Source organism: Streptomyces griseiscabiei, assembly GCF_020010925.1.
GTDB lineage: Bacteria > Actinomycetota > Actinomycetes > Streptomycetales > Streptomycetaceae > Streptomyces > Streptomyces griseiscabiei.
This window is the reverse complement of the sequence record NZ_JAGJBZ010000002.1, coordinates 3,240,145-3,266,897: the sequence shown is the minus strand read 5'-3', so window position 1 is coordinate 3,266,897 and position 26,753 is coordinate 3,240,145. Positions and strand designations below refer to the sequence as shown.

The following is a 26,753-nucleotide window of genomic DNA, read 5'->3' as shown; positions in this document are numbered from 1 at the left end:
GCGGTGCCGAAGCTGGCTGCCCGCGCCCCGCGCACCCGCCGACGGGCGAGGTGGGCCGGTGCGCGGCACACCGCCCGCCGAACCGACCCGGCCGGATCGGCCGGGGCCCCGTGTCACCGCTCCACGGCGTGCGAGACCGCGCAGGCCGTTCGTCTCCATTTGTCTGACGAGGATGATTACCGTGCTCCAAGACGCAGACGGATCAACAGCTTCCGTATCGCCGCGGCGGCGCGCTCCCGAGCCGGCCGCCACCCCGGCCGCAGCCACCGTGCCGAAGGCCGTACGGGACCCGGCGCCGCTGGGCCTGACCGGAGCGCAGAGCGGCATCTGGTACGCGCAGCAGCTCGATCCGGGGAGCCCGGCCTACAACACGGGCGAGTACCTGGAGATCCACGGCCCGGTCGACCCGGACCTGTTCGAGGCGGCGCTGCGGCGCACCGTCGCCGAGGCGGAGGCGTTCGGGCTGCGCTTCGTCGACACGGACGGGGGGCCGCGCTGTGTGCCGACGCCCGCCGCCGACCGGGTGCTGCACACACGGGACGTGAGTGCCGAGCCGGATCCCACGGCGGCGGCCGAGGAGTGGATGCGCGCCGACCGCGCCACCGCCGCACCGCTGGGCGCGGGCCCGCTGTTCACCCATGCCCTCTTCAAGGCGGCCGACGACCGCTACCTGTGGTTCATGAGGGCCCATCACATCCTTCTCGACGGCTACGGCTATCTGCTCGTCTTCCGCAGGACCGCCGAGATCTACAGCGCTCTCGCCGCCGGGGAGGAGGTGCCCGGCACCGCGTTCGCCCCCGTGCGGACCCTCCTGGACGAGGAGGCCGCCTACCGGGCCTCGGACCGCTACGAGCGCGACCGCGCCCACTGGACCGGGCGCTTCGCCGGTCATCGCGGGGCCGTCTCGCTCGCCGAGGGCACCGCGCCGCCGTCGCCCGCCTTCGTGCGGCGTACGGCGGCGCTGTCGGCGTCGGCCGCCGAACGGCTCTCGGCCGCCGCGTCCGCGGTGGGCGCGAGCCGGACGGAACTGCTGCTCGCGGCCGTCGCGCTGTACACGCACCGGGTGACGGCGCACGAGGACGTGATCCTCGGTGTGACCACGATGAGCCGGCTCGGGTCCGCCGCCCTGCGGACCCCGGGCACGGTGTCGAACAACCTTCCGCTGCGGCTGGCGGTGCGGCCGGACACCACCGTGGCCGAGCTGATCGCGGCGGCCACGGTCGAGCTGCGGGCGCTCCGCAGGCACCAGCAGTACCGGGGCGAGGACCTCCGCCGGGAGGTGAAGCTCCTCGGCGGCGACCGGCGGCTGTTCGGCCCGCTCGTCAATCTGGTCCCGTTCTCCCACCGGCTGCGTTTCGACGGCCATCCCGCGACACCGCACCATCTGTCGGGCGGCGCGGTCGACGACCTGCTGATCACCGTGCGGCCGGGCGCCGACGGCACCGGTCTGGGCTTCGCCTTCGACGCCAACCCGGCGCTCTACTCCGAGGAGGTGCTCGCCGGTCATCTGGAGCGGTTCCTGATCCTGCTGGACCGGCTGGCCGAGGCCGACCCGGGGCTCACCGTCGCCGGGGCGGACCTGCTGCTGCCGGGTGACGACCCGGCCTATGTGACTCCCGAGCCGGTGCCCGCCGCGCCGGACGCCACCGTGCCCGCGCGCTTCGAGGCCCTGGCCGACCGCGCTCCCGGGGCGACGGCCGTCACCCACGACGGCGACGCCCTGAGCTACGCGGACCTCGACGCCCGCGCCAACCGGCTGGCGCGGCTGCTGCTCGCGCGCGGGGCGGGCCCCGGCCGGACCGTGGCCGTGGCGCTGCCCCGCTCCACGGACCTGGTCGCCGGGCAGCTGGCGGTGCTGAAGACCGGCGCCGCCTGTCTGCCGCTGGACCCGGCGCACCCCGCGGGTCATCTGCGGGCGCGGGCCGAAGCAGCCGGGCCCGCGCTGCTGCTGACCGATGCGCGTACGGCCGACGCGCTGTCCGGCACGGACGTCCCGGCCGTCGTGCTGGACACCCCCGCCACCCGCGACGAGCTGGCCGGGCACTGCGCCGCGCGTCTCTGCGACACCGACCGCGGCGCGCCGCTCACCCCGGATGCCGTGGCCTATGTCCTGCACGCCCCGGACGCCACGGGAAGCACGCAGGCCGTGCTCATCGACCACGGCGGCCTCACCGGCCACTTCGAGGCGACCGCCGCGCCGGTGCCCTCCGGTCCGGACGACGTATGGGCGCTGTTCCACTCGTGCGCCTCCCCGGCCGGCGTCCGGGAGGTCTGGGGGGCGCTGCTGAACGGCGGCCGGCTGGCCGTCGTGGACCACGACACCGCCCGCTCGCCCGACGAGCTGCTCGACCTGCTGCGCCGGGAGCGCGTCACCGTCCTCGCCCAGCCCTCCTCCGCCCTGCCCGCGCTGGTCCGGGCCGACGAGACCCGCACGCGTGGCTCCGGGCCCGCCCCCGCTCCCCTGGCACTGCGTCACCTCCTCCTCACGTCCGAGGCACCGCGGCCCGCCGATCTGAGGCCCTGGGTCGAGCGGTACGGCGACGACGCCCCGGCCCTGGTCACCCTGTACGGCGACGCCGAGACCACGGGGCCCGTCGCCTTCCGGCGGGTGACCGGCGATCAGCTCGCCGAGGGCCGCCGTCTCCTGGGCGACCCGCCGCCGGACACCCGGCTCTACGTCCTCGACCACGCCCGGCGGCCGGTGCCGCCCGGCTGGGTGGGCGACCTGTACGTGGCCGGGGCGCGGCTGTCCCGCACGGAACCCGGCGACGAGCGGTTCGTCCCCGACCCCTTCGGGCCTCCGGGCGAGCGGATGTACCGCACCGGTGACCTCGTCCGCCGGTGCGCCGACGGCGGCCTGGAGTATGTGGGCCGGACCGACGAGCAGGTGCGGACCGGGGGGTTCCGCGTCGCGCCCGGTGAGGTCGAGGCCGCGCTCCTGCGGCATCCGGCCGTCACGGGGGCCGCCGTGGTCGCCCATGACCTGCGCGACAGCGGCGGCCGGGTGCTCGTCGCGCATGCCGTGCCCGGGCCCGGGCGCCGCCCGACCCGTGCGGAGCTGCTCGCGCAGCTGGCCCAGGTCCTGCCGGAGCACCTGGTGCCCGCCGCCTGTGTGGTGACGGACGCCCTGCCGCTGACCGCCGACGGCACACCGGACCGAGGGGCGCTGGCCGCCGCCGACGTCGCGGCACCGGGCGGCGACGCCACCGGGGCCGAGGCGCCGGTCTGCCGTCTCTTCGAGGAGCTGCTGGGGCTGCCCGCGGGCGCGGTCGGTCCGGACGACGACTTCTTCGACCTCGGCGGTCAGTCCCTGCTCGCCTCCCGGCTGCGGACCAGGCTGCGGACCGTCACCGGCGCCGAGGTGTCCCTGCGGACGCTGTTCACCGGGCCCACGCCCGCGCGGATCGCCGCCCGGCTGTCGCTCCCGTCCGCCCCGGCGGCGCCCGTCCGGCCGGCGCTCGCGCCCGCCGAGCGGGGGGAGCGTGTCGCGCTGTCCTCCGCCCAGCGGGGCATGTGGTTCCTCAACCAGGTGGACACCACCGTCGCGACCTACAACATGCCGCTGGTCGTACGGCTGGACCTCCCGGTCGTCGACGAGGCACTGCGGGCGGCCCTGGCGGACGTCGTCGACCGGCACGAGAGTCTGCGCACCCTGCTGCCGCAGGCCGACGGCACCCCGTACCAGGACATCCGCCCGCCCGGCACGGTGCGCCCGGAGCTGGCGGTGGTGGACTGCCCCGCCCGGGAGGTGCAGGCGCAGGTCGCCGCCGCGCTGCGCCGGCCGTTCGACCTGACGCGGGACATCCCCCTGTGGGCGGGGCTGTACGGCCCCCGGGACGGCAGCCGGGCACTGGTCCTCGTCCTGCATCACAGCGCGGCCGACGGATGGTCGCTGGTGCCGTTCGCCAAGGATCTCTCGGCGGCGTACGCGGCCCGTCTGGACGGCGGGGCGCCCGTGTGGGACGCGCCCCTGATCCAGTACGCCGACTACACCCTGTGGCAGGAGCGGCTGCTCGACGGGCTCCGTGATCCCGCCACGCCGATGGGCGGTCAGCTGGCGTTCTGGAGGCAGGCCCTGGCGGGCCTGCCGGAGGAGATCCCGCTGCCGGCCGACCGGGGCCGTCCGGCCGTGCCCGGCCGTCGCGGCCGGGGCCTGACCGTCGGTGTCGGCGCCGACCTCCATCGCGCCCTGCTGCGGCTGGCCGACACCGGCGGGGCCAGCCTGTTCATGGTCCTGCAGAGCGCCCTTGCCGCCCTGCTCACCCGCTGCGGCGCCGGTTCCGACATCCCGCTCGGCACCCCGGTCGCGGGACGGTCCGAGGAGGCCCTGGACGAGGTGGTCGGTGTCGTCACCAACACCCTCGTCACCCGCACCGACACCTCCGGGGACCCCGCGTTCCACGATCTGCTGGCCCGGGTACGGGCCTTCGACCTGGCCGCCTACGACCATCAGGACCTGCCGTTCGACCGGCTGGTGGAGGAGCTGAACCCGGCCCGTACGGCGGCCCGGCACCCGCTGTTCCAGGTGATGCTGGCGCTGCAGAACAACACGGAGGCCGTGCTGCGGCTCGGCGGCAACGAGGCCGCCCTGCATCCCACGGCCACCGGCACCGCGAAGTTCGACCTGTTCGTGGAGTTCACGGAGCGCCGGGGCGCCGACGGGGCGCCCGACGGGCTGACCTGCCACGTCGAGTACGGCACCGACCTCTTCGACGAGGCCACCGCGCTCCGGCTGGCCGAGGGCCTGCACGAGACGCTCGCCGCCGTGGCGGCCGACCCGGACGTACGGATCAGCGGACTGCCCGACCCCGGCCTCCGGCCGCCCCGGGCCACGGCGGCGGACGAACCGCCCTTCGACGCGGAGGTTCTGGAACGGTCGGTGCTCGCGCTGGGGGGCGTCCGGGAGTGCCTGGCGCTGCCCCCGGGGGACGGCGACGCCGGGCGGCCGACCGTCCTGGCCGTGCCCACCCGGGCGAACGCGGCCGGGCAGGCGGAGCGGGCACTCGGCCGTACGGCCCCAGGCGGGCGGGCACCACGGGTCGTGGCCGTATCCGCCCTGCCCCGCACCCCGGACGGGACCGTGGACACCGCCGCGGCGGCACGGTTGCCGAGGATCGGCACCGAGGAGGCGGAGCGGTGGCGGCGGGCGCTGGCGGCGGTGCCCGGTGTGGACGACGTCACCGTGGAACTGGAGGAGGACGACGAGCCCCTGGGCCGGCTGCACGCGGGTCCCGCCGCCTCCGGCCCCGCCGTACCGGTCGGCACGGCGGCCGAAGGGTCCTCGGGCCCGGAGTCGAGTGCCGCCGGGCGGACGGCCGTTCCCTCGGTGAGTGAGGGGCCCCCGTTGGCCGAGCCGACCGTGCGGACCTGGGCGGAGGCGCTGCGCCGGGCGGCGGCGGGCGGACCGCACGCCGAGGTGGTGCATGTCCGGGCCGACGGCGGCACCGTGCGCCGCAGCTACGCGAGCCTCGCCGAGGAGGCGTCCCGGGTCCTGGGCGCGCTGCGCGGGCTGGGGCTGCGCCCCGGCGACCGGATCATCCTGCAGTGCGACGACACCGAGGACTTCCTCGCCGTTCTGTGGGGCTGCATTCTGGGCGGCATCGTCACCGTGCCGCTGACCGTCCCGGCCTCCTACGGGCAGGACTCGGCGGCGGTGAACAAGCTGGACGGTGTCTGGCGGATGCTGGGCCGCCCCTGGATCATCACCTCGGCCGCGCAGGAGGAGGGGCTGCGCGCTCTCGCCGGCCGGCGTGCCTGGGAGGAGGCCAGGCTGACCACGGCGGACGCGCTGCGCTCCGGGCCCGCCGACACCGAGTGGCATCCGGCGGAGCCCGACGACCTGATCCTCATGCTGCTGACCTCCGGCAGCACCGGCCTGCCCAAGGCCGTCGAGCTGAACCACCGCAACGTCCTCACCCGGTCCGCGGCCACCGCACAGGTCAACGGCCTGACCGAGGACGACGTGTCGCTGAACTGGATCCCCCTCGACCATGTCACCGGGGTCGTGATGTTCCACCTCCGGGACGTGTACCTCGGGTGCCGTCAGGTCCACGCGCCCACGTCCTGGGTGCTCCAGGACCCGCTGCGCTGGATGGACCTGGCGGACCGGCACCGGGTCACCGTCACCTGGGCGCCCAACTTCGCCTTCGGTCTGCCCGTGGAGCACGCGGACCGGATGGACGGCCGCGAGTGGGATCTGTCGCCGATGCGCATGGTGATGAACTGCGGCGAAGTCGTGGTGGCCGCCACCGTCCGCCGTTTCCTGCAGGTGCTCGCGCCGTTCGGGCTGCCGCCGACGGTGGTGCACCCCGGCTGGGGGATGTCCGAGACCTGCTCGGTGGTGACGGACGCCGTGCTGCCGGCCGAACCGGCGGTGGGCGAGGACCAGTTCGTCAGCTGTGGGCTGCCCTACCCCGGCTTCGCGATGCGGGTCGTGGACGACCGGGGCGAGGTCGTGCCGGAGGGCACGGTCGGACACTTCCAGGTTTGTGGGACCTCGGTAACCTCCGGGTACCACGACAACCCGGCCAAGAACGCCGAGTCGTTCACCGACGACGGCTGGTTCGACACCGGTGACCTGGCCTTCCTGCGCTCCGGCGAGCTGTACATCACGGGCCGGGCCAAGGACGTCATCATCGTCAACGGCGTGAACCACTACAGCCACGAGATCGAGGCCTGTGTGGAGGAACTGCCGTTCGTGGAGCGGTCGTTCACGGCCGCGTGCGCGGTGCGCCCGGACCCGGCGGCGGACACCGACGAGCTGGCCCTCTTCCTGCGCGTCCTCCCCGGCACCGACCTGGCCGACGCGCTGCGCACGGTACGGGGCAAGGTGACCCGGGAGATCGGGATCACCCCGGCCCAGCTGGTGCCGGTGGAGCCGGAGACCATACCCAAGACGGAGATCGGCAAGATCCAGCGGACCCAGCTGCGCACCCGCTTCGAGGCGGGCGAGTTCGACGAGACCGTACGGCGCACCGAGGTGCTGCTGGGCACCGCGGCGACCGTACCGGACTGGTTCCTGCGCCCGGTCTGGCAGCGCGTACGGCGTCCGCACGGCACGGTGTCCCCGGCGCGGCACACGCTGGTGCTGGCCGGGCGGGACGCGCTGGGCGCCGGGGTCGCCGAGGAGGTGGCCGGCCGGCTGTGGCGCGACGGCGCGCTGTGCACGGTCGTCACCGCGGCCGACGCGTTCAAGCGCGTCGACATGGCCCGCTATCAGGTACGCGTCGACCGGCCCGAGGACTATCGGGCGCTGCTCGCGGGTCTGGCCGCGGACGGCCGCCCGGTGGACGCGGTGATCCACCTGGGGTCGCTCACCGTCGGCGGCGACGAGCCCGAGCGGGCGGAGGATCTGCGGGAGGCCCAGCGCGACGGCGTCGACAGCCTGGTGTGTCTGGCCGGGGCCCTGGCGTCGAGCGGCGGCCCGGACCGCCCGGTCAGCCTCCACCTGGTGACCGGCGGGACGCAGGACGTGCTGCCGGAGGACCGGCCGTCCTGCCTCCATGCCGCCGCCGGCGGCCTGTTGAAGAGCCTGCGGGAGGAGCTGCCCTGGCTCGGAGCCTGCCGGCTGGACCTCCCGGTCGCCGCCCCTGGGGCAGCCGCCCGGCTGATCCTCGACGAGACGGGCGGCCCGGTGACCGACGCCGAGGTGGCCTACCGGGACGGTGAGCGCTGGGTGCGCCGCCTGACACGGCTGCCCGACCCACTGCCCCGCAGGCGTCCGGCCACGGCCGACGGCTTCCTCCTGGTGAGCGGCGGACTCGGCGGAGTGGCCACCCTCGTCGCCGAGCACCTGCTCAAGGCACCGGGCACCCGGCTGCTGCTGGTCGGCCGCACGGAACTCCCGCCCGAGCACCCCGAGCACCCCGGGGACTCCCCGGCGGAGACGGACGGTGAGACGGCCCGCCGGGTCGAGGCCTACCGCAGGCTGCGCGAGCGCGGGGAGGTGCGCTACGCGTGCGCCGACATCACCGATCCCGCGCAGGTGCGTGCCGTGGTGGACAAGGCCGCCGCCGCGTGGTCGGTGCCGCTGGCGGGGGTGGTGCATCTCGCGGGCGCGTTCGACCAGCGGCCCGTCGCCGAGTACGACCTGACGGGGTGGCGTGCCGCGCTCGACGCGAAGGTCACCGGCGGCTGGGTGCTGCACCGGCTGGCCGAGGAGTGCGCGGCGTCGTCGTTCCTCTCCTTCTCGTCGGTCAACGGCTTCTTCGGCGGTTCGATGACCGGCGCGTACGCCGCCGCCAACGCCTTCCTCGACGCGTTGGCCGTACATCAGCGGCGCCGGAGCGGGACGCACGCGCACAGTCTGGCCTGGAGCATGTGGGACGACATCGGCATGAGCCGTGGCTACGGGCTGAGGGCGCTGACCGAGGCGCGCGGCTACCGGGTCCTGGAGCACACCGCCGCGCTGCGCTCCTTCGACCTCGCCCGGTCGCTGGACGAGCCGCACGTCCTGATCGGTGTCGACCGGGGTGCTCCCTGGGTGCGCGGCCATCTCCACGGCCCGGCGCGGCCGGTGCACCGGCCTGCGGCCCGGGTGGCGCTGCGCGACGGCACCGACCTCGGGGCGCTGCACCGGGCGGCCGAGGAGGGCGCCCGGCTGTCGGGGGCGGGCGACCGGTGGGTCCTGCGCACGGCCGGGACGGCGAACTCCGGTACGGCGTCCGGCGGTTCCGTGTCCCGGCCCGCCGACCCGGACGCCGACCGGCGCCGGGCGCTGGAGGACACGCTGTGCGGTGTCTGGCGCAGGGTCCTGGACCGTGACCGGGTGGGTGTCGGCGACAGCTTCTTCGACCTCGGGGGCACCTCCCTGCTGCTGGTCCGGGTCATGACCGAGGTCAACCGGGAACTGGGCTGCGAGCTCACCGTCGTGGACCTGTTCAGCCATCCCACGGTGGGGGCGCTGGCCCGGCATCTGGCCGACCGGGTTCCGGTACAGGTGCCGGTGCCCGCGTCGGCACCGGCGGCGGGCGGCGCCCTGACACGCGCCCGGCAGCAGGCACAGCGGCAGCGCACCGCGCGGAACAGGACCGGCAGGACCGGTCGGCAGAACAGGCGGAGCGAGCAGAACAAGGGGGACGGCAGCGATGACTGACATGCCGGAGCACGAGAACCGGACCGACACGTCCCACGGGTCCGTCGGATCCGACGGTTTCGACGGATCCCACGGGTTCGCGGACGACGACATCGCCGTCATCGGCCTCGCGGGGCGCTTCCCCGGGGCCGACACGGTGGAGGAGTTCTGGGAGAACATCGCCGCCGGCCGGGAGTCGGTACGCCCGGTCGGCGAGGAGGAGTTCCTCGCCGCCGGCGGGGACCCGGCGGACCTGTCCGACCCGTCCCTGGTGCGCCGGGCGTCGGTCATCGAGGGCATCGACCTGTTCGACGCGGCCTTCTTCGGCTACAGCCCGGCCGAGGCCGCGATCGTGGACCCGCAGCAGCGGCTGCTGCTGGAGTGCGCCTACCACGCGCTGGAGGCCGCCGGGTACGCGGCCGACCGGGAGGGCCGGACGATCGGCGTCTACGCGGGCGCCGGGGACAGCCGTTACTACGCCTCACATGTGTACCCGAGGTTCGCCGGCCGGCCCGGCTCGGTGGAGCTGGTCCACACCACCGCCGCCAACTCGCTGGGCACGCTGGCCACCAGGGTCTCGTACGAACTGGGCCTGACCGGTCCGAGCCTGTCGCTGCAGACGGCATGCTCGACCGGTCTGGTGGCGGTCCACACCGCCTGCCAGGACCTGTTGAACCTCTCCTGCGACATCGCGCTGGCCGGCGCGGTCTCGGTCAACCCCTCGGCGAAGCTCGGCTACCAGCACGTCCCGGGCGGGGTGTTCTCCCCGGACGGCACATGCCGGGCCTTCGACGCGGAGGCCGCGGGCACGGTGCCGGGCGACGGGGTGGGTGTGGTGGTCCTCAAGCGGCTGTCGGACGCCCTGGCGGACGGGGACCGGATCAGGGCCGTGGTCAAGGGGTCGGCGGTCAACAACGACGGCCGCCGGAAGGTGGGTTTCAGCGCGCCCAGCACGGAGGGGCAGTGCGAGGCGATCCTCATGGCCCAGACGCTGGCCGGTGTCGACGCCGACTCCATCGGCTATCTGGAGGCCCACGGCACGGGCACCAGTCTCGGCGACCCCATCGAGGTGGAGGCGCTGACCCGGGTGTTCCGGGAGACCACCGACCGCAGGCAGTTCTGCGCGCTCGGGTCGGTCAAGCCCAACATCGGCCATCTCGGGGCGGCGGCCGGGCTGGCGGGGTTCATCAAGGCCGTACTGGTCCTGGAGCACCGGAAGATCCCGCCGGTCGCGCACTTCCGGAACCCGAACCCGCTGATCGACCTGGCCGAGAGCCCGTTCCGGGTGCCGGCCGGCCTGGAGGAGTGGCGGTCCGAGGACGGTCCGCGCCGCGCGGGGGTCAGCGCCTTCGGAATCGGCGGGACGAACGCCCATGTCGTCCTGGAGGAGGCTCCGGCCGTACCGGAGCGGCCGGAGCCCCGGGAGGACGCCCCCGGCCCCCGGTGGCAGGTGCTGCCGCTGTCCGCGCGGACCCCCGGCGCCCTGCGCGGCCAGGGCGACCGGCTCGCCGCGTATCTGTCGGACCGCCCCGGCGCGGACCTGGCCGAGGTCTCCCACACCCTGCGGACCCGTCGTCCCGCGATGCCCCACCGGGCCGCGGTGGTCGCCGGGAGCGGCGGGGGCGCCGTCGAGGCCCTGCGCCGTCCGCTGTCCGACACCCCCGCCGAGGGCGCGGACCGGTCCCCGCGCACCGCCTTCCTGCTGCCCGGCGGGGGTGCCCACCACCCCGGTATGGGCGCGGAGTTGTACCGCTCCTGTGCCCCGTACCGGGATGTCGTCGACCACTGCGCCGGCATCCTGCGGCCCGTGCTGGGCCGGGATCTGCGGGAGTCGCTGTACGGCTCCGACACCGCCGACCCCGGGGTGCTGGGGCTGCTGTCGGTGGTCGTCACCGAATACGCCCTGGCCACCGTGCTGATGGAGCGCGGGGTCCGTCCGGACGCCCTGATCGGCCACTCCCTCGGCGAGTTCACCGCGGCCTGTCTCGCCGGGGTGATGGAGCTTGAGGACATGCTGCCGCTGGTGGCGGAGCGGGCCCGGCTGATGGTCGCGGCCGGGGGCGCCACCGTCAGCGTCGCCCTGGGCGAGGAGGAGCTGCGCCCCCGGCTGACCGACGGGCTCTCGCTCAGCGTGGTGAACGGACCGGACGCCTGTACGGTCGCGGGGGACGAGGAGGCGGTGGCCGCGCTGGAGCGGCGGCTGCTGGCCGAGGAGGTCCCGCACCGCCGGCTGACGCTGGCGCTCGCGGCCCACTCCCATCTGCTCGACCCGATCCTCGGTGAGTTCGCCGAGGCCGTGCGCGGGGTCACCCTGCGCCCGCCCCGGATTCCCTATGTCACCGACTCCACCGGCACCTGGGTCACCGACGAGCAGGCGACGAGTGTCGGGCACTGGGTCGACCAGCTCCGGCGGACCGTGCGCTTCGCCGACGGGGTCACGGCCCTGTGGGAGGGCGGCGAGCCGCTGTTGGTGGAGGTCGGCCCCGGGGACACGCTGTCGAAGCTGGCCCGGGCGTGTCTGCCGGAGGCGTCGCCGACCACGGTCGTCACGATGCGGCACGCCCGCTCCGCGCGGTCGGACGCCGAGGTGTTCACCGAGGCGCTCGCCCGGTTGTGGACGGCCGGTGTGCCGGTCGACCTTGCCCCGCTGGGCGGCGACCGGGACCACGGACCGGGGGTTCAGCTGCCCGGCTACGCCTTCGACCGCCGGAGCCACTGGATCGACCCGCCTCGAATGTCCGCACACCCCGGGCCCGACGGCGCCCCGCCGCCGCACCCCGCGGACGGCGCGGACACCTCGACGGCGACGGGCCCCTCCCCCGCGACCACCGGCCCGTCGTCCACCCGCGCCCTGGCTCCCCGGCCGCATCTGCGGACCCCGTACGTGGCTCCCCGCAGCGACCTGGAGAGCACGGTCGCCGGGCAGTGGCAGGAGGTGCTCGGGGTGGAGCCGGTCGGCGTCCACGACAACTTCTTCGACCTGGGCGGCGACTCCATGCGCGGGGTGATCCTGGCCGGGCGGCTGCGCCGGGCCGGTGTGCTCGACGTGCCGGGCTCGGCGGTGCTGGCCGCCCCCACCGTCGCGGATCTGCTGGACCGCGCGGGCCGCCGTGGCGCGGGCCGGGACGCCTTCGCCCCGGTCCTCCCCCTGCGCACGGCGGGCGACCGGCGCCCGCTGTTCTGTCTGCACCCCGGCGGCGGCATCGGCTGGCGGTACGCCGGGCTCCTCGCCCACCTCGGGGAGGAGCAGCCGGTGCACGCCCTCCAGGCGCGCGGGCTGGACGGGGTCGCGCCGCCCGCCGGCGACGCGAAGGAGATGGTCGCCTTCTACCTGGAACTGCTGCGCGAGATCCAGCCGGAGGGCCCCTACCGGCTCCTCGGCTGGTCCTACGGCGGGATGGTGGCCCACGCCATGGCCACGGCGCTGCAGGGCGAGGGGGAGCGAGTGGAACTGCTGGCCATGCTGGACTCCCCGCTGCTGCACCTGCATCCACCGTCCCCCGAGGTGGCGGAGCGGCAGGTGGCGGCCCTGGTCTCCCGGCTGACCGGTGTCCACCCGCCGCCCGGCGCGCCGGCCGATGTCGCCGCGCTGCTGCGGCTGCTCGACACCTCCGGCCCGGCACCGGGCGCGGAGGTGACGGCCGAGGAGGCGGCCGCCATCGCCCGGGTCATGCGCAACAACCTGCGCGTCGCGCCCGAGTTCAGCCTCGGTGTGTTCCACGGCGACGTGCTGTTCTTCAGCGCGATCGGCGGTGCGGCGGCCGGTGCCGACGGCTCGGACGACCCGTCGGACGATCCGTCGGACGACCCGTCCGACGCTCCGGACAAGGCCGAGGAGTGGAGCGCGTACGTCGACGGCGTGATCGACGACCACCAAGTGCCCTGCGGCCACTACGAGATGACCGAGCCGGAGCCGATCGCCAGGATCGGCGAGGTGGTGGCGTCCGCCCTGCGGGCGCTCGACGACTGACGGGACGGCACGGGCCGTACCCACCGGTATGGCGTGGCTCACGCCGCTGTCGCACGGGGCGGGGGATTCCGGGGGCCGCCCCGGCACTCCTCCTTGAGTGAGGCGACTCGGTGAGGCGACTCAGGACACGACTCGAAGAACCGGCCGGGACGACCTCGGCCGTCGACATCCGCAGTACCGATCACCATCCGAAGTACCGATCGCGTGCCGTCGGGCGCTGCCCGCGGACGCCGGAGAATGGGGACCACAGTGGGCAGGCTTTCGGGCAGGACGGCGCTGGTGACGGGCGGCAGCCGGGGCATCGGCAAGGCCGTGGCGACGCGGCTGGCGGCGGAGGGCGCGCTGGTCGCGGTGCACTACGGCCACGACGCGGTGGCCGCCGAGGAGACGGTCGGGCAGATCGCCGCGGCGGGCGGGCGGGCCTTCGCCGTCCACGCGGAACTCGGTGTGCCGGGGGACGCCGCGACGCTCTGGGAGGCCTTCGACGCGGGGCTGGCCGGGCAGGACCGCGAGGACGGGCTGGACATCCTGGTCAACAACGCGGGCATCACGCTCCCGGTGGAGATCTCGAAGGTGACCGAGGCGGAGTACGACCGGGTCTTCGCGATCAACACCAAGGCCCCCTTCTTCGTCGTCCAGCAGGCTCTCGGGCGGATGCGGGACGGCGGACGGATCGTCAACATCTCCTCGGTGGTCACCCGGGTCGCCTTCTCGTGGGTCATCGCCTACTCGATGTCGAAGGGCGCGACGGACGTACTGACCCGCACGCTGGCCAAGGAACTCGGCCCGCGGGGCATCACCGTGAACGCGGTCTGCCCCGGTATCACGGAGACGGGGATCAACCCGACCCTCAAGCAGCCCGAGACAAGGGCGCGTTACGAGGCCCTCTCCGTCTTCAACCGGCTGGGCAGCCCCGAGGACATCGCGGACGTGGTCGCGTTCCTGTCGAGCGACGACGCCCGCTGGGTGACGGGCCAGTGCGTGGACGCGAGCGGTGGGCTGCTCCTGGGAATCTGAGTATCCGGCCGCCGCCGCCCGCCGGGCCGCTCCGGGGTCCCGGCTCAGGGCAACCAGCCCTGGTCGTAGGCGATACGGACGGCGTCGATGCGGTTGCGGGCGCCGAGCTTGGTGACGACGGAGGTCAGGTAGTTCTGCACGGTTCCCTTGGACAGGCACAGGCTGTTCGCGATGTCACCGACGTCGGCGCCCCGGGCGACGTGCCGCAGGACCTCCGTCTCCCGGGCCGAGAGGGGGTTCTCCTGGCAGTTCCAGGCGTCGAGCAGCAGTTCGGGGTCGATGGCGCGCTGGCCGGCGGCGACGGCGCGCACCGACTTGGCGAGCTGGCTCGGCGGGGCGTCCTTGAGGAGGTACCCCGGCACCTGGGCGGCCAGCGCCCGCCGCAGCATGCCGGGGCGCCCGAACGAGGTGAGGATCAGGGTCCGGCAGCTCGGGAGCCTCCGGTGGAGTTCCGTCGCCGCGGTGAGCCCGTCCGTGCCGGGGAGGTCGATGTCGAGGACCGCGACGTCGGGACGGGTCTCCAGAGCGGTCGGGACGATGTCGTCCCCCCGGCTCACCGAGGCCACGACCGTCAGATCCGCTTCCAGCTCCAGGAGGGCGGCCAGTGCTCCGCGGACCAGGTCGAGGTCCTCGGCGAGCAGAATTCTGGTGTGCATGATCGTTTACTTTCGTTCCGTGCGCTCCGGCTCCACACCGGTGCACTTTCCCTGACCCCCGTTGCTTCGGCAGCGGCCGCCCGACCGTGCGACGGCGGCAGCGGTGCCTCCGCGACGAGCCGGAAGCGGCCGTCCTCGGTGAGGCCCGCCTCGCTGCGGCCGCCGAGGTCCGCCAGGCGGGCGGCGAGATTGGCCAGCCCCTGGCCGTCGCCGAGACCGGTGGGCGGCAGCACGCCGTCGTTCACCATGTCGAGCCGTGCGACGCCGGCGGACACGGTGAGGGTGACGAGACAGTTCCCGGCCCTGCTGTGCCTGAGGATATTGGTGGTTCCCTCCCGCAGCACGACGGCCAGGACGGCGTCGAGCGCCGGGTCCAGCGGGTCGTGATCGTGCACCACGGTGACGTCCACGCCGGCCGTGGCGAGGACCGACCGCACCGACTCCGCCTCGGCGGCGAACGAGATCGGGCACCGATAGCCGTTGGCGACCACCCGCAGCTCGGTGAGGGCCCGGCGGGAGAGGTCCAGCATCGCCGCGATCTCCCGGCGGGCGTCCCCCGCCTCCGCGGGAACCAGCCGGTGGGCCTGTTCCGCCTTCAGGACGGCGGCGGACAGACTGCACCCCAACAGGTCGTGAAGGTCACGCGAGAAGCGCTGCCGCTCCCGTGCCACCGCCGCGCTGACCAGCTCGCTCCGCTCGGCGCGTGCCTCGACGACGAGAGCGGAGAGTCTGCTGAACCCCCAGACCGTCCACCCCGTCAGCACCGTGCACACGGCGTACCCGACAGCCGTGTGGAACGGCGCCTGCGTCCAGACGATGCCCAGGGCGCCGGCGACGACCAGGAACCACACGAGCCAGACCCCGCGCATGTTGACCAGCAGGACCGAAGCGGCGAGCGGCCCGGCCATCTGGGCCCAGGAGGTGCCGTACCAGAGGACGGGCAGATAGGTGAGGGCGGCCTGCGCGCCGAGGATCGCCGGCAGTCGCCCCTTCGCCCGGCACCGCGCCCCGATCGTCACGACGGCCCACTGGGCGGCGAAGACGAAGGCGAAGAGCAGGAAGAGGGCGATGACGGGGGCGGGCCCGGGCCGCTCGGCCAGCGCGTCGAGCAGGCTCCGCGACGCGATCCACGCCAGCGGGACGACGGTGATGATCCGCGTCAGCCGGTAGGTACGGAGATCATGGTCCGGCAGCCGGCCCAGCACGCGCGGCCACCGCCGCCCGAGAAATCCGCGAAACGCTCTGCATAAGGCGCCGACGCACCTTCCCACACTCCGGGCAGCACCCACGACAATCTCCTCACGAGCGCCGCCCGTTTCGCGGTGCGGCAGCGGTCCCACCTCGAACGTGCCGCGCAATGCGGGACTTCCCGCCGCGCTCGACGCCGTTTGGTTTCCCGCGAGGAAATGAAATAGTCAGGGCACCACAAATACGCGCAGAAGAATGCCGAGGACACGTCTCGGCATTCCGCTCGCTCCACGAAGTCCCTGCCCAACCGGTTCCGGCGGCAACCGCCCGAACGGCCGGAAAGTGGCGCGTGTCACCGATGGCATATGCGCCCCGGCGAGCCGACCGCGACACCCCCGGACAAATGCCGAACAAAGGACCGTGATTTTGGTACATACCGCGCGGAGATAATTCCGACATGACAGAAATAGGGGCACTGATCGGGGGGAGGCTCATGCATCCATGATGGCGGGCTTTGAAGCCTTCGTGCAAGATCTTGAAAGTTATAAGCCACGTCACCGTTGCGAACGGATCGCGCTTTTGTGGACAGGATGTCCGGCAGATGACCGGAACCCGACCGGTCGGTGGACATGACACACCTCCGGTACCGCTTGAGCCATGCCATGACATCTTCATGTGGTGACTCGTGACAGCAGCACTGGGCCCCGCGGCGGAAGCCCTGTCAGTGTTCGGGGCACGTTCCCGTAAGACAGCAGAGGACGCACATGATGGGCATCACGGTTCTCGGGCCGTTCACCGCAACCCACCGACAGTCGTCGTTCGTCCCCAGCGCCACCAAACCCCGCCAAGTTCTGGCGCTCCTGGCGTTGCAGGCCGATCGCGTCGTCACCGTGCCGACCCTGATGGAGGAGATCTGGGGCGAGGCACCGCCCCGCAGCGCCGCCACGACCCTGCAGACCTACATCCTGCAGTTGCGCCGCAAGCTCTCCGCCGCCCTGGAGTGCGACGCCGTGGACGCGAAGGACGTGCTGATGACACGGCACGGCGGCTATCTCCTGCGGGCCCGGCCCGGGCGGCTGGACGCACAGGAATTCGAGCAGCTGGCCGCGCTGGGAGGCAGGGCCCTGGAGGCGGGCGACGACCGCACGGCCTCCGACCTCCTGGGCCAGGCCCTCGGGCTGTGGCTCGGGCCCGCGCTGGTGGACGTGAAGGTGGGCAGCGTCCTGGAACTGGACGTGGTCCGCCTGGAGGAGCGGCGGACGACCGTCCTGGAGCAGCGGATCGCCGCGGACCTCAGGCTGGGCCGTCATGGCGAACTGATCCCGGAACTCTCCGTGTTGGCCGCCCGGCACCCCATGCACGAGACCTTCTGCGCGCAGCTCATGACGGCGCTGTACCGGTCCGGCGGCTCATGGCGGGCCCTTGAGGTCTACCAGCGACTGCGCTCGGCCCTCGTCAAGGAGCTGGGCCTGGAGCCCTCCGAACGGCTGAAGCGGCTGCACCAGGTGGTGCTCTCCGGCGAGGAGATCCCCGACGACCGCGGTGTCGCCGCGTCCCACAGCCGCGCCGCGGCCCGGCCGAGCGGCCGTCGGACCGCCGCCTGAGGTCGCACGGCCCCGCCCACGGCGGTCACCTGCGCCGGCCGGGTTCCACGGGTTGTCCGTCCGGCCGGCGTTCCGGTGGGCCGAGCCGGTCGAGCCGGTCGAGCCGGGCCGACAGCGCTCTGTGGAACTCCGGTTCGCCCAGGAAGAAGTGACCCCCGCTCAGCGACGTCAGGTCGAAGCCCCCTGAGGTCCGCTCGGCCCAGGCCCGCATGCCCTCCGGGTCGGTCAGCCGGTCCTGGAGTCCCGCGAAGGCGGCGACCGGCACCTCCAGGGGCTCGGTGTGCGTGTGCGCGTAGGTCTCGACCATCCGCAGGTCGGCACGGATCGACGGCAGGTACACATGCATCACCGCCGGCTCCGCGAGCAGGGCCTGCGGGATGCCGCCCATCCGGCCCAGCCCGGACGTGAACGACGCGTCCGGCAGCCGGTGGAGCGGTTCGTGGGACAGCGGCCACGCCGGGCTGTTGCGCGCGGAGACGAGGAGCAGTTCGGGCGAGGTGCCCGACCCCCGCAGCCGCCACGCGGTCTCGTAGCCGACGAGCGCGCCGAAACTGTGGCCGAACAGGGCGAAGCGCCGGCCGGCGCGGGAGTCCGCTCGGCCGTCCCGGTCCTCCCGCTCCCCTTGGCTCTCCCGGTCGTCCCCCATCAGACGGATCACCTCGGTCACGACCTCGTCGATGTCCCGCAGCGGGCGCTCCCGCAGGCGTCTGCCGTGGCCGGGCAGTTCCAGCGGGACCGCCCGTACCCCGCGGGGCACCACGGCCTGGAGGCGGCCGTACGCCCGCGCGCCGCCACCGGCGTGCGGCAGGCAGTAAAGGGTGAGCCAGGTCTCGGCGGAGGAGACCCGCGTCATGGATCGTCTCCCTTCCGGCGGCACGCAGGGGGCACGTGCCCCGCCGGTGGTCGGTGGTCGGTGTCGCTCGTCGGTGGGCCCGGGTCATCCGTGGCGGTAGAACCCCCGCCCCGTCTTCCTGCCCAGCAGCCCGCCCTCGACCATGCGCGTCAGCAGCGGCGGCGGGGCGTAGAGCGTCTCCTTGTACTCGGCGTAGAGGGCCTCGGCCACCGCGTGCAGGACGTCCAGGCCGATCAGGTCGGCGAGCTTGAGCGGTCCCACGGGGTGGGAGCAGCCCAGCGTCATACCGCGGTCCACGGTCTCGGCGGTGGCGAAGCCCGACTCGACCATCCGCATGGCGCTCAACAGGTACGGCACCAGCAGCGAGTTCACCACGAAACCGGTGCGGTCCGCCGACCGGATGGCCTGTTTGCCGAGGCCCGCGGTCACGAACTCCTCGGCCCGGGTCAGCGCCGACTCGGACGTGTGCAGGGCGGGGATCACCTCGACGAGCGGGATGAGCTGTGTCGGGCTGAAGAAGTGCAGGCCCAGGACCTGGCCGGGCCTGCCGGTGGCGCCGGCCATCGCGGTGACGGACAGGGAGGAGGTGTTGGAGGCCAGGATCGCCCCGGGGTCCTCCAGCGCCTTGTCGAGCAGGGTGAACAGCTCGATCTTGGCGGCCTTGTCCTCGGCGATGCTCTCGATCACCAGCTGGCGGTCCGCCAGATCGAACACGTCGGTGGTGAAGGAGGTCCGGTCCAGCGCGGCGTCCCGGTCGGCCGCCCCGATCCGTTCCGCGCGCACCGCGCGGTCGAGGGAGGCGAGGACCCGGCCGCGGCCGGCCGTGAGCGAGTCCGGTGAGGAGACCGCCACCCGTACGTCGTATCCGGCCAGCGCCGAGAGTTCGGCGATGCCCGAGCCCATCAGTCCGCAGCCGACGACTCCGACCCGCCCCACCCGGCCGGGCTCGTCCCCGTGGGTCTCCGGCGGCGTCATGCGGCGGCCCCCCAGCGCAGATAGGAGGCGGCCATCGACATGCCCCCGCCGAAGCTGCCGAGCAGGACCAGGTCGCCCGGGCGCAGATGTCCCGCCCGGGCGGCGTCGTCCAGGGTGAGCGCGACCGAGGCGCTGCCGGTGTTCCCGTAGCGCTCCAGGGTGCGGTGGGTGTGCGCGTGGGACAGGCCGCTCACCTCGACGAGTTGGGAGAGCAGGACGCCGTTGGGCTGGTGCGGGACGAAGTGCCGTACCTCGCCGAGCGGGATGCCCGTGCGCTCGGCGAGGCGCAGGGCGAAGGGCGGGAAGTTCTCCATGACGAAGTCCCGTACGCCCCGGCCGTCCATGCGGAAGAAGTGGTCACCGCGGGCGAGGGTCTCGGGGGACGCCGGGAGGCGGCTGCCGCCCGCGTCGACCCGGATGAGCCGTCGGGCGTCGCCGCGGCCGACGAGTTCGAAGTCGACGAACCCGGAGCCGTCCCCGGTCCGGCCGACGAGCGCGGCCCCGGCGCCGTCGCCGAGCAGTACGGCCGTACGGCGGTCGGAGAAGTCCAGGCAGCGCGAGTACAGGTCGGCGGCGACGACGAGGACGAGGCTGTCCGGTTCCTGGGCGACCAGGGCGCGGGCGAGCGCGAGGGCGTGGACGAAGCCGCTGCACACGACGTTGATGTCGAAGCAGGCGGCACGTGTGGCGCCGAGCAGGTCCTGGACCAGGAAGGCGGTGGGGGGCTGCGGCGAGTCACCGGTCGAGGTGGAGACGATCAGATGGTCCACGTCCTCGGCGGCCACACCGGCGCGTTCCAGCGCCTCGGCGGCGGCTCGGGCGGCCAGATCGGACGTCGCCTCGTCGGGGGCCGCGTAACGGCGGCTCCTGATCCCGGTCTTGCGTTCGATCCATTCGGTCTCCACACCGACGCGTTCGGCGATCTCCTCGTTGCTCACCTCCTGCTTCGGTACATACGATCCGGTGCTCAGGATTCCTATGGACGGGGGCGTCATGGCGGCGGTCGCTCCTTCGGGCGGGATTCCGGATCCACTCCGGTTCCGGGTCGGTCGGGGCGTCACTCGGGGCCTGAATTCCGGGCGGTGCTCAGGGCGGGTTTCCGCAGCGGGTTGAGCCGCTTCTCCCCGATGCGCGCCCGCAGTTCGGGATCGGTGACACCCAGTCCCCCGTGCGGGGCCAGGCAGAGCACCCCGACCTTGCCGACGTGCCGGTTCCGCTGCACCAGGCGCACCGCCTCACCGGCCTCTTCGAGGGGAAAGACGTCGGACAGCACCGGAACCAGTTTCCCGAGGCCGAACAGCCGGTTGCACTCCGCCATTTCCTGGAGGTTCGCGGCGTGGCTGCCGACGATGCGCTTCAGGTTCATCCACAGATAGCGGTTGTCGTACTGGTGCTGGTAGCCGGTGCTCGATCCGCAGGTGACGACCGTGCCCCCGCGACGGACCACGAACACCGAGATCCCGAAGGTCGCCCTGCCGACGAAGTCGAAGGCCACGTGCGGGTCCTCGCCGGTCTCCCTGCGGATGATCCGGCCCAGCCGTTTGCCGAGGGCGATCTGGTCCTCGGCGGCGGTGCCGTCGCCCATGCCGATCTCGGCGCGGTTGACGACCACGTCGCAGCCGAGGGCCCGCACCAGTTCGGCCTTCTCCTCCGAGCCGACGACGCCGACCGGGATGCCACCCGCGTTCTTGACCAGTTGGACGGCGTAGGCGCCGAGGCCGCCGGCCGCTCCCCAGATCAGGACGACGTCACCGAGCTTGATCCGGGCCCCCCGCTCGCTGATCAGCATGCGGTAGGCGGTCCCTGCGGTCAGCAGGTTGACGGCGGCCTCCTCCCATGTCAGATGGGCCGGCTTGGGCAGCAGCTGGCTCGCCCGGACGACCGTGTAGTGCGCCAGTCCGCCGAAGTTGGTCTCGAAGCCCCAGGCCCGCTGTCCGCCGCCGAGCACTCCGTCGGCGTGGGTCATCGGCTCCTGGTCGTCGACCTGCAAGGGGCTGACGACGACGTGGTCGCCCACCTGCCATCTGCGGGTGCCGGCGCCCACGCGGACGACGACGCCGGAGGCGTCGGACCCGATGACGTGATGGGGCAGGTCGTGCCGGGCGGCGTGGCCGCCCTCCCTGCCGTAGCGCTCCAGGAAGGTGAAGGTCGGCAGCGGCTCGAACATGGCCGACCAGACGCTGTTGTAGTTGACGGAACTGGCCATCACCGCCACCAGCACCTCGTCCGGGGCGAGTTCCGGCATCGGAACCATGCCCACGTGGAGCGACTTCCGGACGTCCTTGTCCTCGACACCCGTGAAGATGCCGACGTCCTCCTTGCGCAGGTGGGCGGCGAGGTAGGTGTCGGGAACGCTCCGCCGTCGCAGTTCGTCCGGGTCCGCCCCGGCCACTACCGCCTCGGTCAGGGACAACATGGATTCCTCCGATGCCACTAGGAACAGCTTCTTTCCCACGGCCTCGACCCGCGTGATCCGGCCGGGCGCGAACGCTTCGCACCCACCCTCCACCGGCGGTCTGGAACGCCCCTCGAACTCCGCTGGACCGCCCGCCCCGGGGCCGTTCCGCCCGGGCTCCAGGCAGATTCCAGGCCGGCTGGACAGGCTCGCCGCAGCCGAGCAAGCCGGCCCCCGACCGCCCGCCGTACTCGTGGGAGCCCCGTGTCCAGCACCCTTGTGTCCCGTCCGTCCGAGACCGGCGCCGAGCCCCGCGGCGCCGACGTCATCGCCCTCCACGACCGTCAGGTCCCCGAGGTGAGCGTCCTGTTGCCGCGCGCCCAGGCCGGTGACCGGCAGGCGATGAACGACCTGTTGCAGCACGTCGCCCCGCTGGTCGTACGGCTGTCGCAGCGCGTCACCCGGCACCACGGCCTGGACGCCGCGCAGGAGGCCATGCTCGCGATCTACCGCGGCGTCCGCGGACTGCGGGAGCCCAACGCCTTCTACGCCTGGGTCCGCGCCGTCACGGTCCGGGAGGCCGTGCGCACCCACCGGCGGCTCGGGGACTTCGCGGCCGAGGATCTGCCCGACCTGGTGCAGGACACCAATCCCATGGCCGCCGTGCACATCAGTGACGTCCTGGACCGGCTGCCGGACCACCATCGCGAGGTCCTCACCCTCCGCGTGGTCTACGGCCTGGACGAGCGGGAGATGGCCACCGCGCTCGCCCTGCCGCTCGGGACGATCCGCTCCCGGCTGTACCGCGCCCGGCGCAACTTCCACGACGCCTGGCACCAGCAGTCCGCCTGACGGGCCGGGCCCGTCGGGCGACCGCCGTCGGGCGACCGCCGTCAGGTGACCGCCGTCAGGTGACCGCCGCCCGCCGCCGGAGGCGCGGGTCCAGGTGCTCCTCGTGGAGCACGGCCTCCCGCAGGTGCCGTACGGCCGCCAGCATGTCGTCGTGGGAGACGTAGAGGGCGTTGACGCCGAACCGCAGCAGGTCCGGGGCCCGCATGTCGCCGATGACACCGCGGGCGGCGAGCGCGCGCACCAGCGGATACGCGTCCGGGTGCCGCAGGGCCACCTGGCTGCCCCGCCGGTGCGGTGCGCGCGGGGTGACGACGGTGAAGCCCAGGCCGTCCAGCAGGGTGTCGGCGCACTCCGTGAAGAACCCGGTCAGCGACAGGCTCTTGGCCCGGATCTGCTCCATGGCGACCCCGTCGAAGGCGGTGAGGGCCGCCTCCAGGGCGAGCAGGGAGAGCATCGGCGGTGTGCCGATCCGGGCCCGCTCCACGCCCTGGGCGGGGGTGTAGTCGCCGCTCAGCGCGAAGGGGTCCGCGTGTCCGTTCCAGCCGGTGAGCGGCTGGTCGAAGGCGGCCTGGTGGCGGCGGGCGAGGTAGACGAAGGCCGGGGCGCCCGGCCCGCCGGACAGGAACTTGTAACCGCAGCCCACGGCCAGGTCGACGCCCCACTCGTCCAGCCGGAGGGGCAGCGCTCCGGCCGCGTGGCACAGGTCCCACAGCATCAGTGCCCCGCCCCACTGGACGGCGCGGGTGACCGCGGGGATGTCGTGGAGTTCGCCGGTGCGGTAGTCGACCGGGGAGTAGCCGGCCACCGCCACCTCGGCTCCCCGTTCGGCGAGGAACCGGGGCAGGCCGTCGACGGCGATCCGGTGGACCTCCAGGCCGAGCAGCCGGGCCACGGAGTCGGCGATGTACTGGTCGGTGGGGAAGTGCCCGGGGTCGGTGAGCAGCAGACGCCGTCCGGGACGCGAACGGGCCGCCCCCGCAAGCGCGTTGAAGAGCTGCACGCTCGTGGAGTCGCCCGCGAGGGTCTGCCCGGGCGCGGCCCCGATGAGCCGGCCGATCGTGTCCCCCACCCGTTGCGGTGCCTGCCACCACCGGTGCTCGTTCCAGGACCCGATCAGGTCCTCGCCCCACTGCCGGTGGACGGCGTCCGCGAGCGCCTCGGGCACCGCGGCCGGCAGGGCGCCGAGGGAGTTGCCGTCCAGGTAGACGGTTCCGGCGGGCAGGGTGAAGCGTGCGCGGTGGGCGGCCAGCGGGTCGGCGGTGTCGAGGGCGGACGCCCGTGACCGGAGTTCGTCGAGGGCGGGCGCGGTGTCGGCGGAGACGGTCACCGGTCATCCCCTCCCGTGTCGTGACAGCCGGGCGATGACATCGGTGACCGCGCGGGCGGCCGGCGCGCCGGGTTCGATGAGGGTGTAGTGCCCGGTCTCGGGCAGGACGACCGGTTCGGCCTCGGGGTGCGCCGCCAGGTAGTCGGCGAACTGCTCCAGCGGCACCTCCTCGTCGGCGGCGCCGTGCAGGACGACCGTCGGCACGCCGGTCGCGCCCTTCTCCCGGAGCAGGGTGAGCGGATCGGTGACCGGGATCCTGGCCTCGGCGTGGTCGGCGCCGCCCAGCAGTTCCAGGGCCGCGCCGTTGCTGAGGTTGTCCCGGATCGTCGCGGCGAGATCGGTGACGGGGGCCAGCGCGAGCACGGAGGTCGGCAGGTCGTCGGTGTGCCACGGCGAGTCGGCGGGCAGCAGCCCGCGCGCGGCCGCCCACAGGGCGAGATGGCCGCCGGAGCAGTGGCCGGCGAGGACATAGGGGCGGCCGGCCGGGACGGTGGCCAGCGCGAGGGCGATGTCGTCGAAGGTGCCCGGGTAGCCGCCGTCGCCGCCGGAGCGCCGGAACTCCAGGAGCACGGTGGTGAATCCGTTCGCCGCGAGATACGCGGCGAAGGGCGTCAGATGCATCCGGTTGTACCGCCAGTAGCCGCCGTGCAGCAGGATGACCAGCGGGGCGTCGGGGTCGTCGGCGGGCCACAGGTCGTAGACCTGGCTGGGGTGGTCGCCGTAGGAGTGGTGGAACGGCGCGAGCACCGGCTTGAGGCTCAGCACCCGCTGCTCCTCCTCCGCCGCGGCCTCGGAGATGGTCCTAGACATGGCCGCGGGCCGTCCACAGCTCGGGGAACACGGGACGGGCGGCGCGCTTCTCCAGCCATTCGACGCCCGAGGATCCGCCGCTGCCGGCCTTGGAGCCCATCGCCCGCCGGGTGGCCAGCAGATGGTCGCCGCGCCAGCGCAGGACCAGTTCGGCGATGTCGGTCAGTGCTTCGCCGAGCTCCATCAGCGGGTCGTTCTGCGGGCCGGAGTAGATCCGCAGCCAGGCCTCGGCGACGCCCGGATCGGCCTCGTACGCGACGGTGACGTCCCGCCGCAGGACGGACTCGGGAACGGGCAGGCCACGGCGGTGCAGATAGCCGAGGGCCGCGTCGTAGAGGGAGGGCCGGTTCAGCATGTCCTCCAGTTCGGCGTAGGCGCCGGGGTCGGCGCGCTGCGGGTTCATCAGGGAGCGGGACTTGTCGCCGAGGAGGAACTCCAGCTGCCGGTACTTCGCCGACTGGAAGCCGGAGGCCGCGCCGAACGCCTCCCGGAACCCGTTGAACTGGGCCGGGGTCATCCTGGCGATCGGGCCGAGGGAGTCGTTGAGGGCGTGGTGGGCGCTGATGCTGCGGCGCAGGGCGTCCATGGCCCGTTCGAGGTCGTCCTTGGCCAGGTGGTCCTGGGCGGCCCGCCACTCGTGGACGACCAGGGTGAACCACAGCTCCATCACCTGGGTCGTGACCAGGAACGGCATCTCGTTGGGGTCGTTGGTCAGGGGCTGCTGCAGGGAGGACAGCACCGACGCGTGGACGTAGTCGTCGTAGGGGGTCCTCCCGGTGAAGCTCAGCAGCGGATCGTCGGTCCCCGGGTCGCAGGGCAGTGATGTGGTGTCGGTCATCGCGTCTCCTCAACAGGGTGCGCTGTTCGGCGTGCTGGTGGAGCGGACGGCGGTCGTGCCGTGTCCTTCTGGTCCGCTCAGAGGTCGAAGTCGAGCCCCGTGTCGTCGGACTCCGGCCGGGCACGGCAGGCGAGGGTGTATCCCGCGGCGAGGTCCGCGGGCCCCAGCGCGTACTGGCGGCCGGTCGTGACGGTTCCGCGGGTCACCCGGGCGCGGCAGCTTCCGCACAGTCCCTCGCGGCAGGAGTACGGGGTGTCCGGTCTGACCCGCAGCAGGGCGTCCAGGATCGTGGCGTCCCCCTCCTCCATGACGGCCGTGGCCGTGCCGCCGCCGAGCGAGGCGGTGATCCGCGCGGTGCGGTCCCGGAGTCCGGCCGCCGGGGGTGCCGGGTCGTGCGCGGCGAGGGAGAAGAGTTCGGCGTGGGTCCGTGCCGGGTCGGCGCCCCACCGGGTCAGGGCCTCGCGCGCCGAGGTGACCAGCCCCCAGGGCCCGCAGAGGTAGAAGTACGTCTCGCCGTCGGGCTCGGCGCCGACCGCGCGGAGCAGTCCCGGCAGCCTCGCGGTGTCGACGCGGCCGGAGAGCAGTGGGGCCCCGCGGGTCTCCCTGGTCAGCAGGTACAGGGTCTGGAACCGGTCGACGTGGGCGTCCTTGAGGTCGGCGAGTTCGTCGGCGAGCAGCACCGACCGGTGCGTGCGGTTGGCGTAGACGAGGGACACCCGGCAGTGCGGGTCGTCCCGGAGTGCCGTCGCGGCCATGTTCAGCAGCGGGGTGACGCCGCTGCCGGCGGCCACCATCACATGGTGGGCGCCGGGGTGCGTGATGAGTCCGAAGCCGCCGGCCGGGGGTGCGAGGTGCAGCGTGTCACCGGCGGTCAGCGCGGTCGTGGCGTACTCGGCGAAGCCGCCCGGTCCGAGGCGCTTGACCACCAGGCGCAGTTCGCGCGGCCGGGTGGGCGGCGGGCAGATCGAGTAGCTGCGGCGGATCTCGGTCCCGTCGAGCACCTGCCGGACGGTGACGTGCTGACCGGGCCGGTGCGCGAAGGTGTCGGCGTGCCGGTCGGGGACGTCCAGGGTGAGGGCCACCGCGTCGTCGGTGAGCGGCCGCACGCGGGCCACCCGCAGCCGGTGCCATCCGGGCGTGCCGGGGGCCGCCGGGCTCTGCTGGGTCGTCGTGCCCTGCTCGGTCGTCGTCATGG

The 26,753-nt window shown here is 73.7% G+C and carries 15 protein-coding genes; 5 read left to right on the top strand and 10 right to left on the bottom strand.

The window, feature by feature from the left end:
• Positions 1 to 181 precede the first annotated feature (181 nt).
• From J8M51_RS31370 to J8M51_RS31360, 3 genes are all read left to right on the top strand, one after another.
• Positions 182 to 9,094, top strand: coding sequence for an SDR family oxidoreductase (locus tag J8M51_RS31370; protein WP_267299624.1), 8,913 nt, complete (start codon positions 182 to 184; stop codon positions 9,092 to 9,094).
• Entirely contained in the window at positions 9,087 to 13,043 is a 3,957-nt protein-coding gene (locus J8M51_RS31365; RefSeq protein WP_256964081.1) for a type I polyketide synthase, read from the top strand. Before J8M51_RS31370 ends, J8M51_RS31365 begins: the two co-directional genes overlap by 8 nt.
• A 237-nt stretch (positions 13,044 to 13,280) precedes the next feature.
• On the top strand, positions 13,281 to 14,060 hold the full coding sequence (locus tag J8M51_RS31360; protein ID WP_086753349.1) for an SDR family oxidoreductase: 780 nt from the start codon (positions 13,281 to 13,283) through the stop codon (positions 14,058 to 14,060).
• A gap of 44 nt (positions 14,061 to 14,104) precedes the next feature.
• On the opposite strand, the gene J8M51_RS31355 is transcribed toward J8M51_RS31360, so the two are convergent.
• Together J8M51_RS31355 and J8M51_RS31350 are read right to left on the bottom strand one after the other, a co-directional pair.
• Positions 14,105 to 14,716, bottom strand: a complete 612-nt coding sequence (locus J8M51_RS31355) for a response regulator transcription factor (RefSeq protein WP_086753351.1) — start codon at positions 14,714 to 14,716, stop codon at positions 14,105 to 14,107.
• Positions 14,632 to 15,921 (bottom strand): sensor histidine kinase, encoded by a 1,290-nt coding sequence (locus J8M51_RS31350; protein ID WP_086753353.1) that lies wholly within the window; start codon positions 15,919 to 15,921, stop codon positions 14,632 to 14,634. The genes J8M51_RS31355 and J8M51_RS31350 overlap by 85 nt, the downstream gene beginning before the upstream one ends.
• Before the next feature lie 750 nt (positions 15,922 to 16,671).
• Here J8M51_RS31350 and J8M51_RS31345 point away from each other — a divergent pair.
• Positions 16,672 to 17,508, top strand: coding sequence for an AfsR/SARP family transcriptional regulator (locus tag J8M51_RS31345; protein ID WP_086753410.1), 837 nt, complete (start codon positions 16,672 to 16,674; stop codon positions 17,506 to 17,508).
• A 25-nt stretch (positions 17,509 to 17,533) separates the two neighbouring features.
• Here J8M51_RS31345 and J8M51_RS31340 read toward each other — a convergent pair whose 3' ends face one another.
• The 4 genes from J8M51_RS31340 to ccrA form a co-directional block, all read right to left on the bottom strand.
• Positions 17,534 to 18,361 carry a thioesterase II family protein gene (locus tag J8M51_RS31340; protein ID WP_086753355.1) on the bottom strand — a complete coding sequence of 276 codons (828 nt, stop codon included), beginning with the start codon at positions 18,359 to 18,361 and terminating at the stop codon, positions 17,534 to 17,536.
• Positions 18,362 to 18,445: 84 nt separating this feature from the next.
• A complete protein-coding gene (locus J8M51_RS31335; protein ID WP_086753358.1) occupies positions 18,446 to 19,336 on the bottom strand; it encodes a 3-hydroxybutyryl-CoA dehydrogenase in 891 nt (296 codons plus the stop codon).
• Positions 19,333 to 20,331 (bottom strand): 3-oxoacyl-ACP synthase III family protein, encoded by a 999-nt coding sequence (locus J8M51_RS31330; protein WP_086753360.1) that lies wholly within the window; start codon positions 20,329 to 20,331, stop codon positions 19,333 to 19,335. Before J8M51_RS31330 ends, J8M51_RS31335 begins: the two co-directional genes overlap by 4 nt.
• A gap of 62 nt (positions 20,332 to 20,393) precedes the next feature.
• Positions 20,394 to 21,752, bottom strand: a complete 1,359-nt coding sequence (ccrA, locus tag J8M51_RS31325; protein WP_086753362.1) for a crotonyl-CoA carboxylase/reductase — start codon at positions 21,750 to 21,752, stop codon at positions 20,394 to 20,396.
• A 243-nt stretch (positions 21,753 to 21,995) separates the two neighbouring features.
• On the opposite strand from ccrA, the gene J8M51_RS31320 reads away from it, so the two are divergent.
• A complete protein-coding gene (locus J8M51_RS31320) occupies positions 21,996 to 22,583 on the top strand; it encodes an RNA polymerase sigma factor (RefSeq protein ID WP_256964082.1) in 588 nt (195 codons plus the stop codon).
• A 55-nt stretch (positions 22,584 to 22,638) separates the two neighbouring features.
• Here J8M51_RS31320 and kynU read toward each other — a convergent pair whose 3' ends face one another.
• The 4 genes from kynU to J8M51_RS31300 form a co-directional block, all read right to left on the bottom strand.
• A complete protein-coding gene (kynU, locus tag J8M51_RS31315) occupies positions 22,639 to 23,910 on the bottom strand; it encodes a kynureninase (protein WP_086753364.1) in 1,272 nt (423 codons plus the stop codon).
• A 3-nt stretch (positions 23,911 to 23,913) separates the two neighbouring features.
• Complete coding sequence (locus tag J8M51_RS31310) at positions 23,914 to 24,720, bottom strand: alpha/beta hydrolase family protein (protein WP_086753366.1); 807 nt, start codon at positions 24,718 to 24,720, stop codon at positions 23,914 to 23,916.
• Positions 24,713 to 25,558 carry a tryptophan 2,3-dioxygenase gene (locus J8M51_RS31305; RefSeq protein ID WP_086753368.1) on the bottom strand — a complete coding sequence of 282 codons (846 nt, stop codon included), beginning with the start codon at positions 25,556 to 25,558 and terminating at the stop codon, positions 24,713 to 24,715. Before J8M51_RS31305 ends, J8M51_RS31310 begins: the two co-directional genes overlap by 8 nt.
• Positions 25,559 to 25,635: 77 nt before the next feature.
• On the bottom strand, positions 25,636 to 26,751 hold the full coding sequence (locus J8M51_RS31300) for a 2Fe-2S iron-sulfur cluster-binding protein (protein WP_086753415.1): 1,116 nt from the start codon (positions 26,749 to 26,751) through the stop codon (positions 25,636 to 25,638).
• Between the last annotated feature and the right edge of the window lie 2 nt (positions 26,752 to 26,753).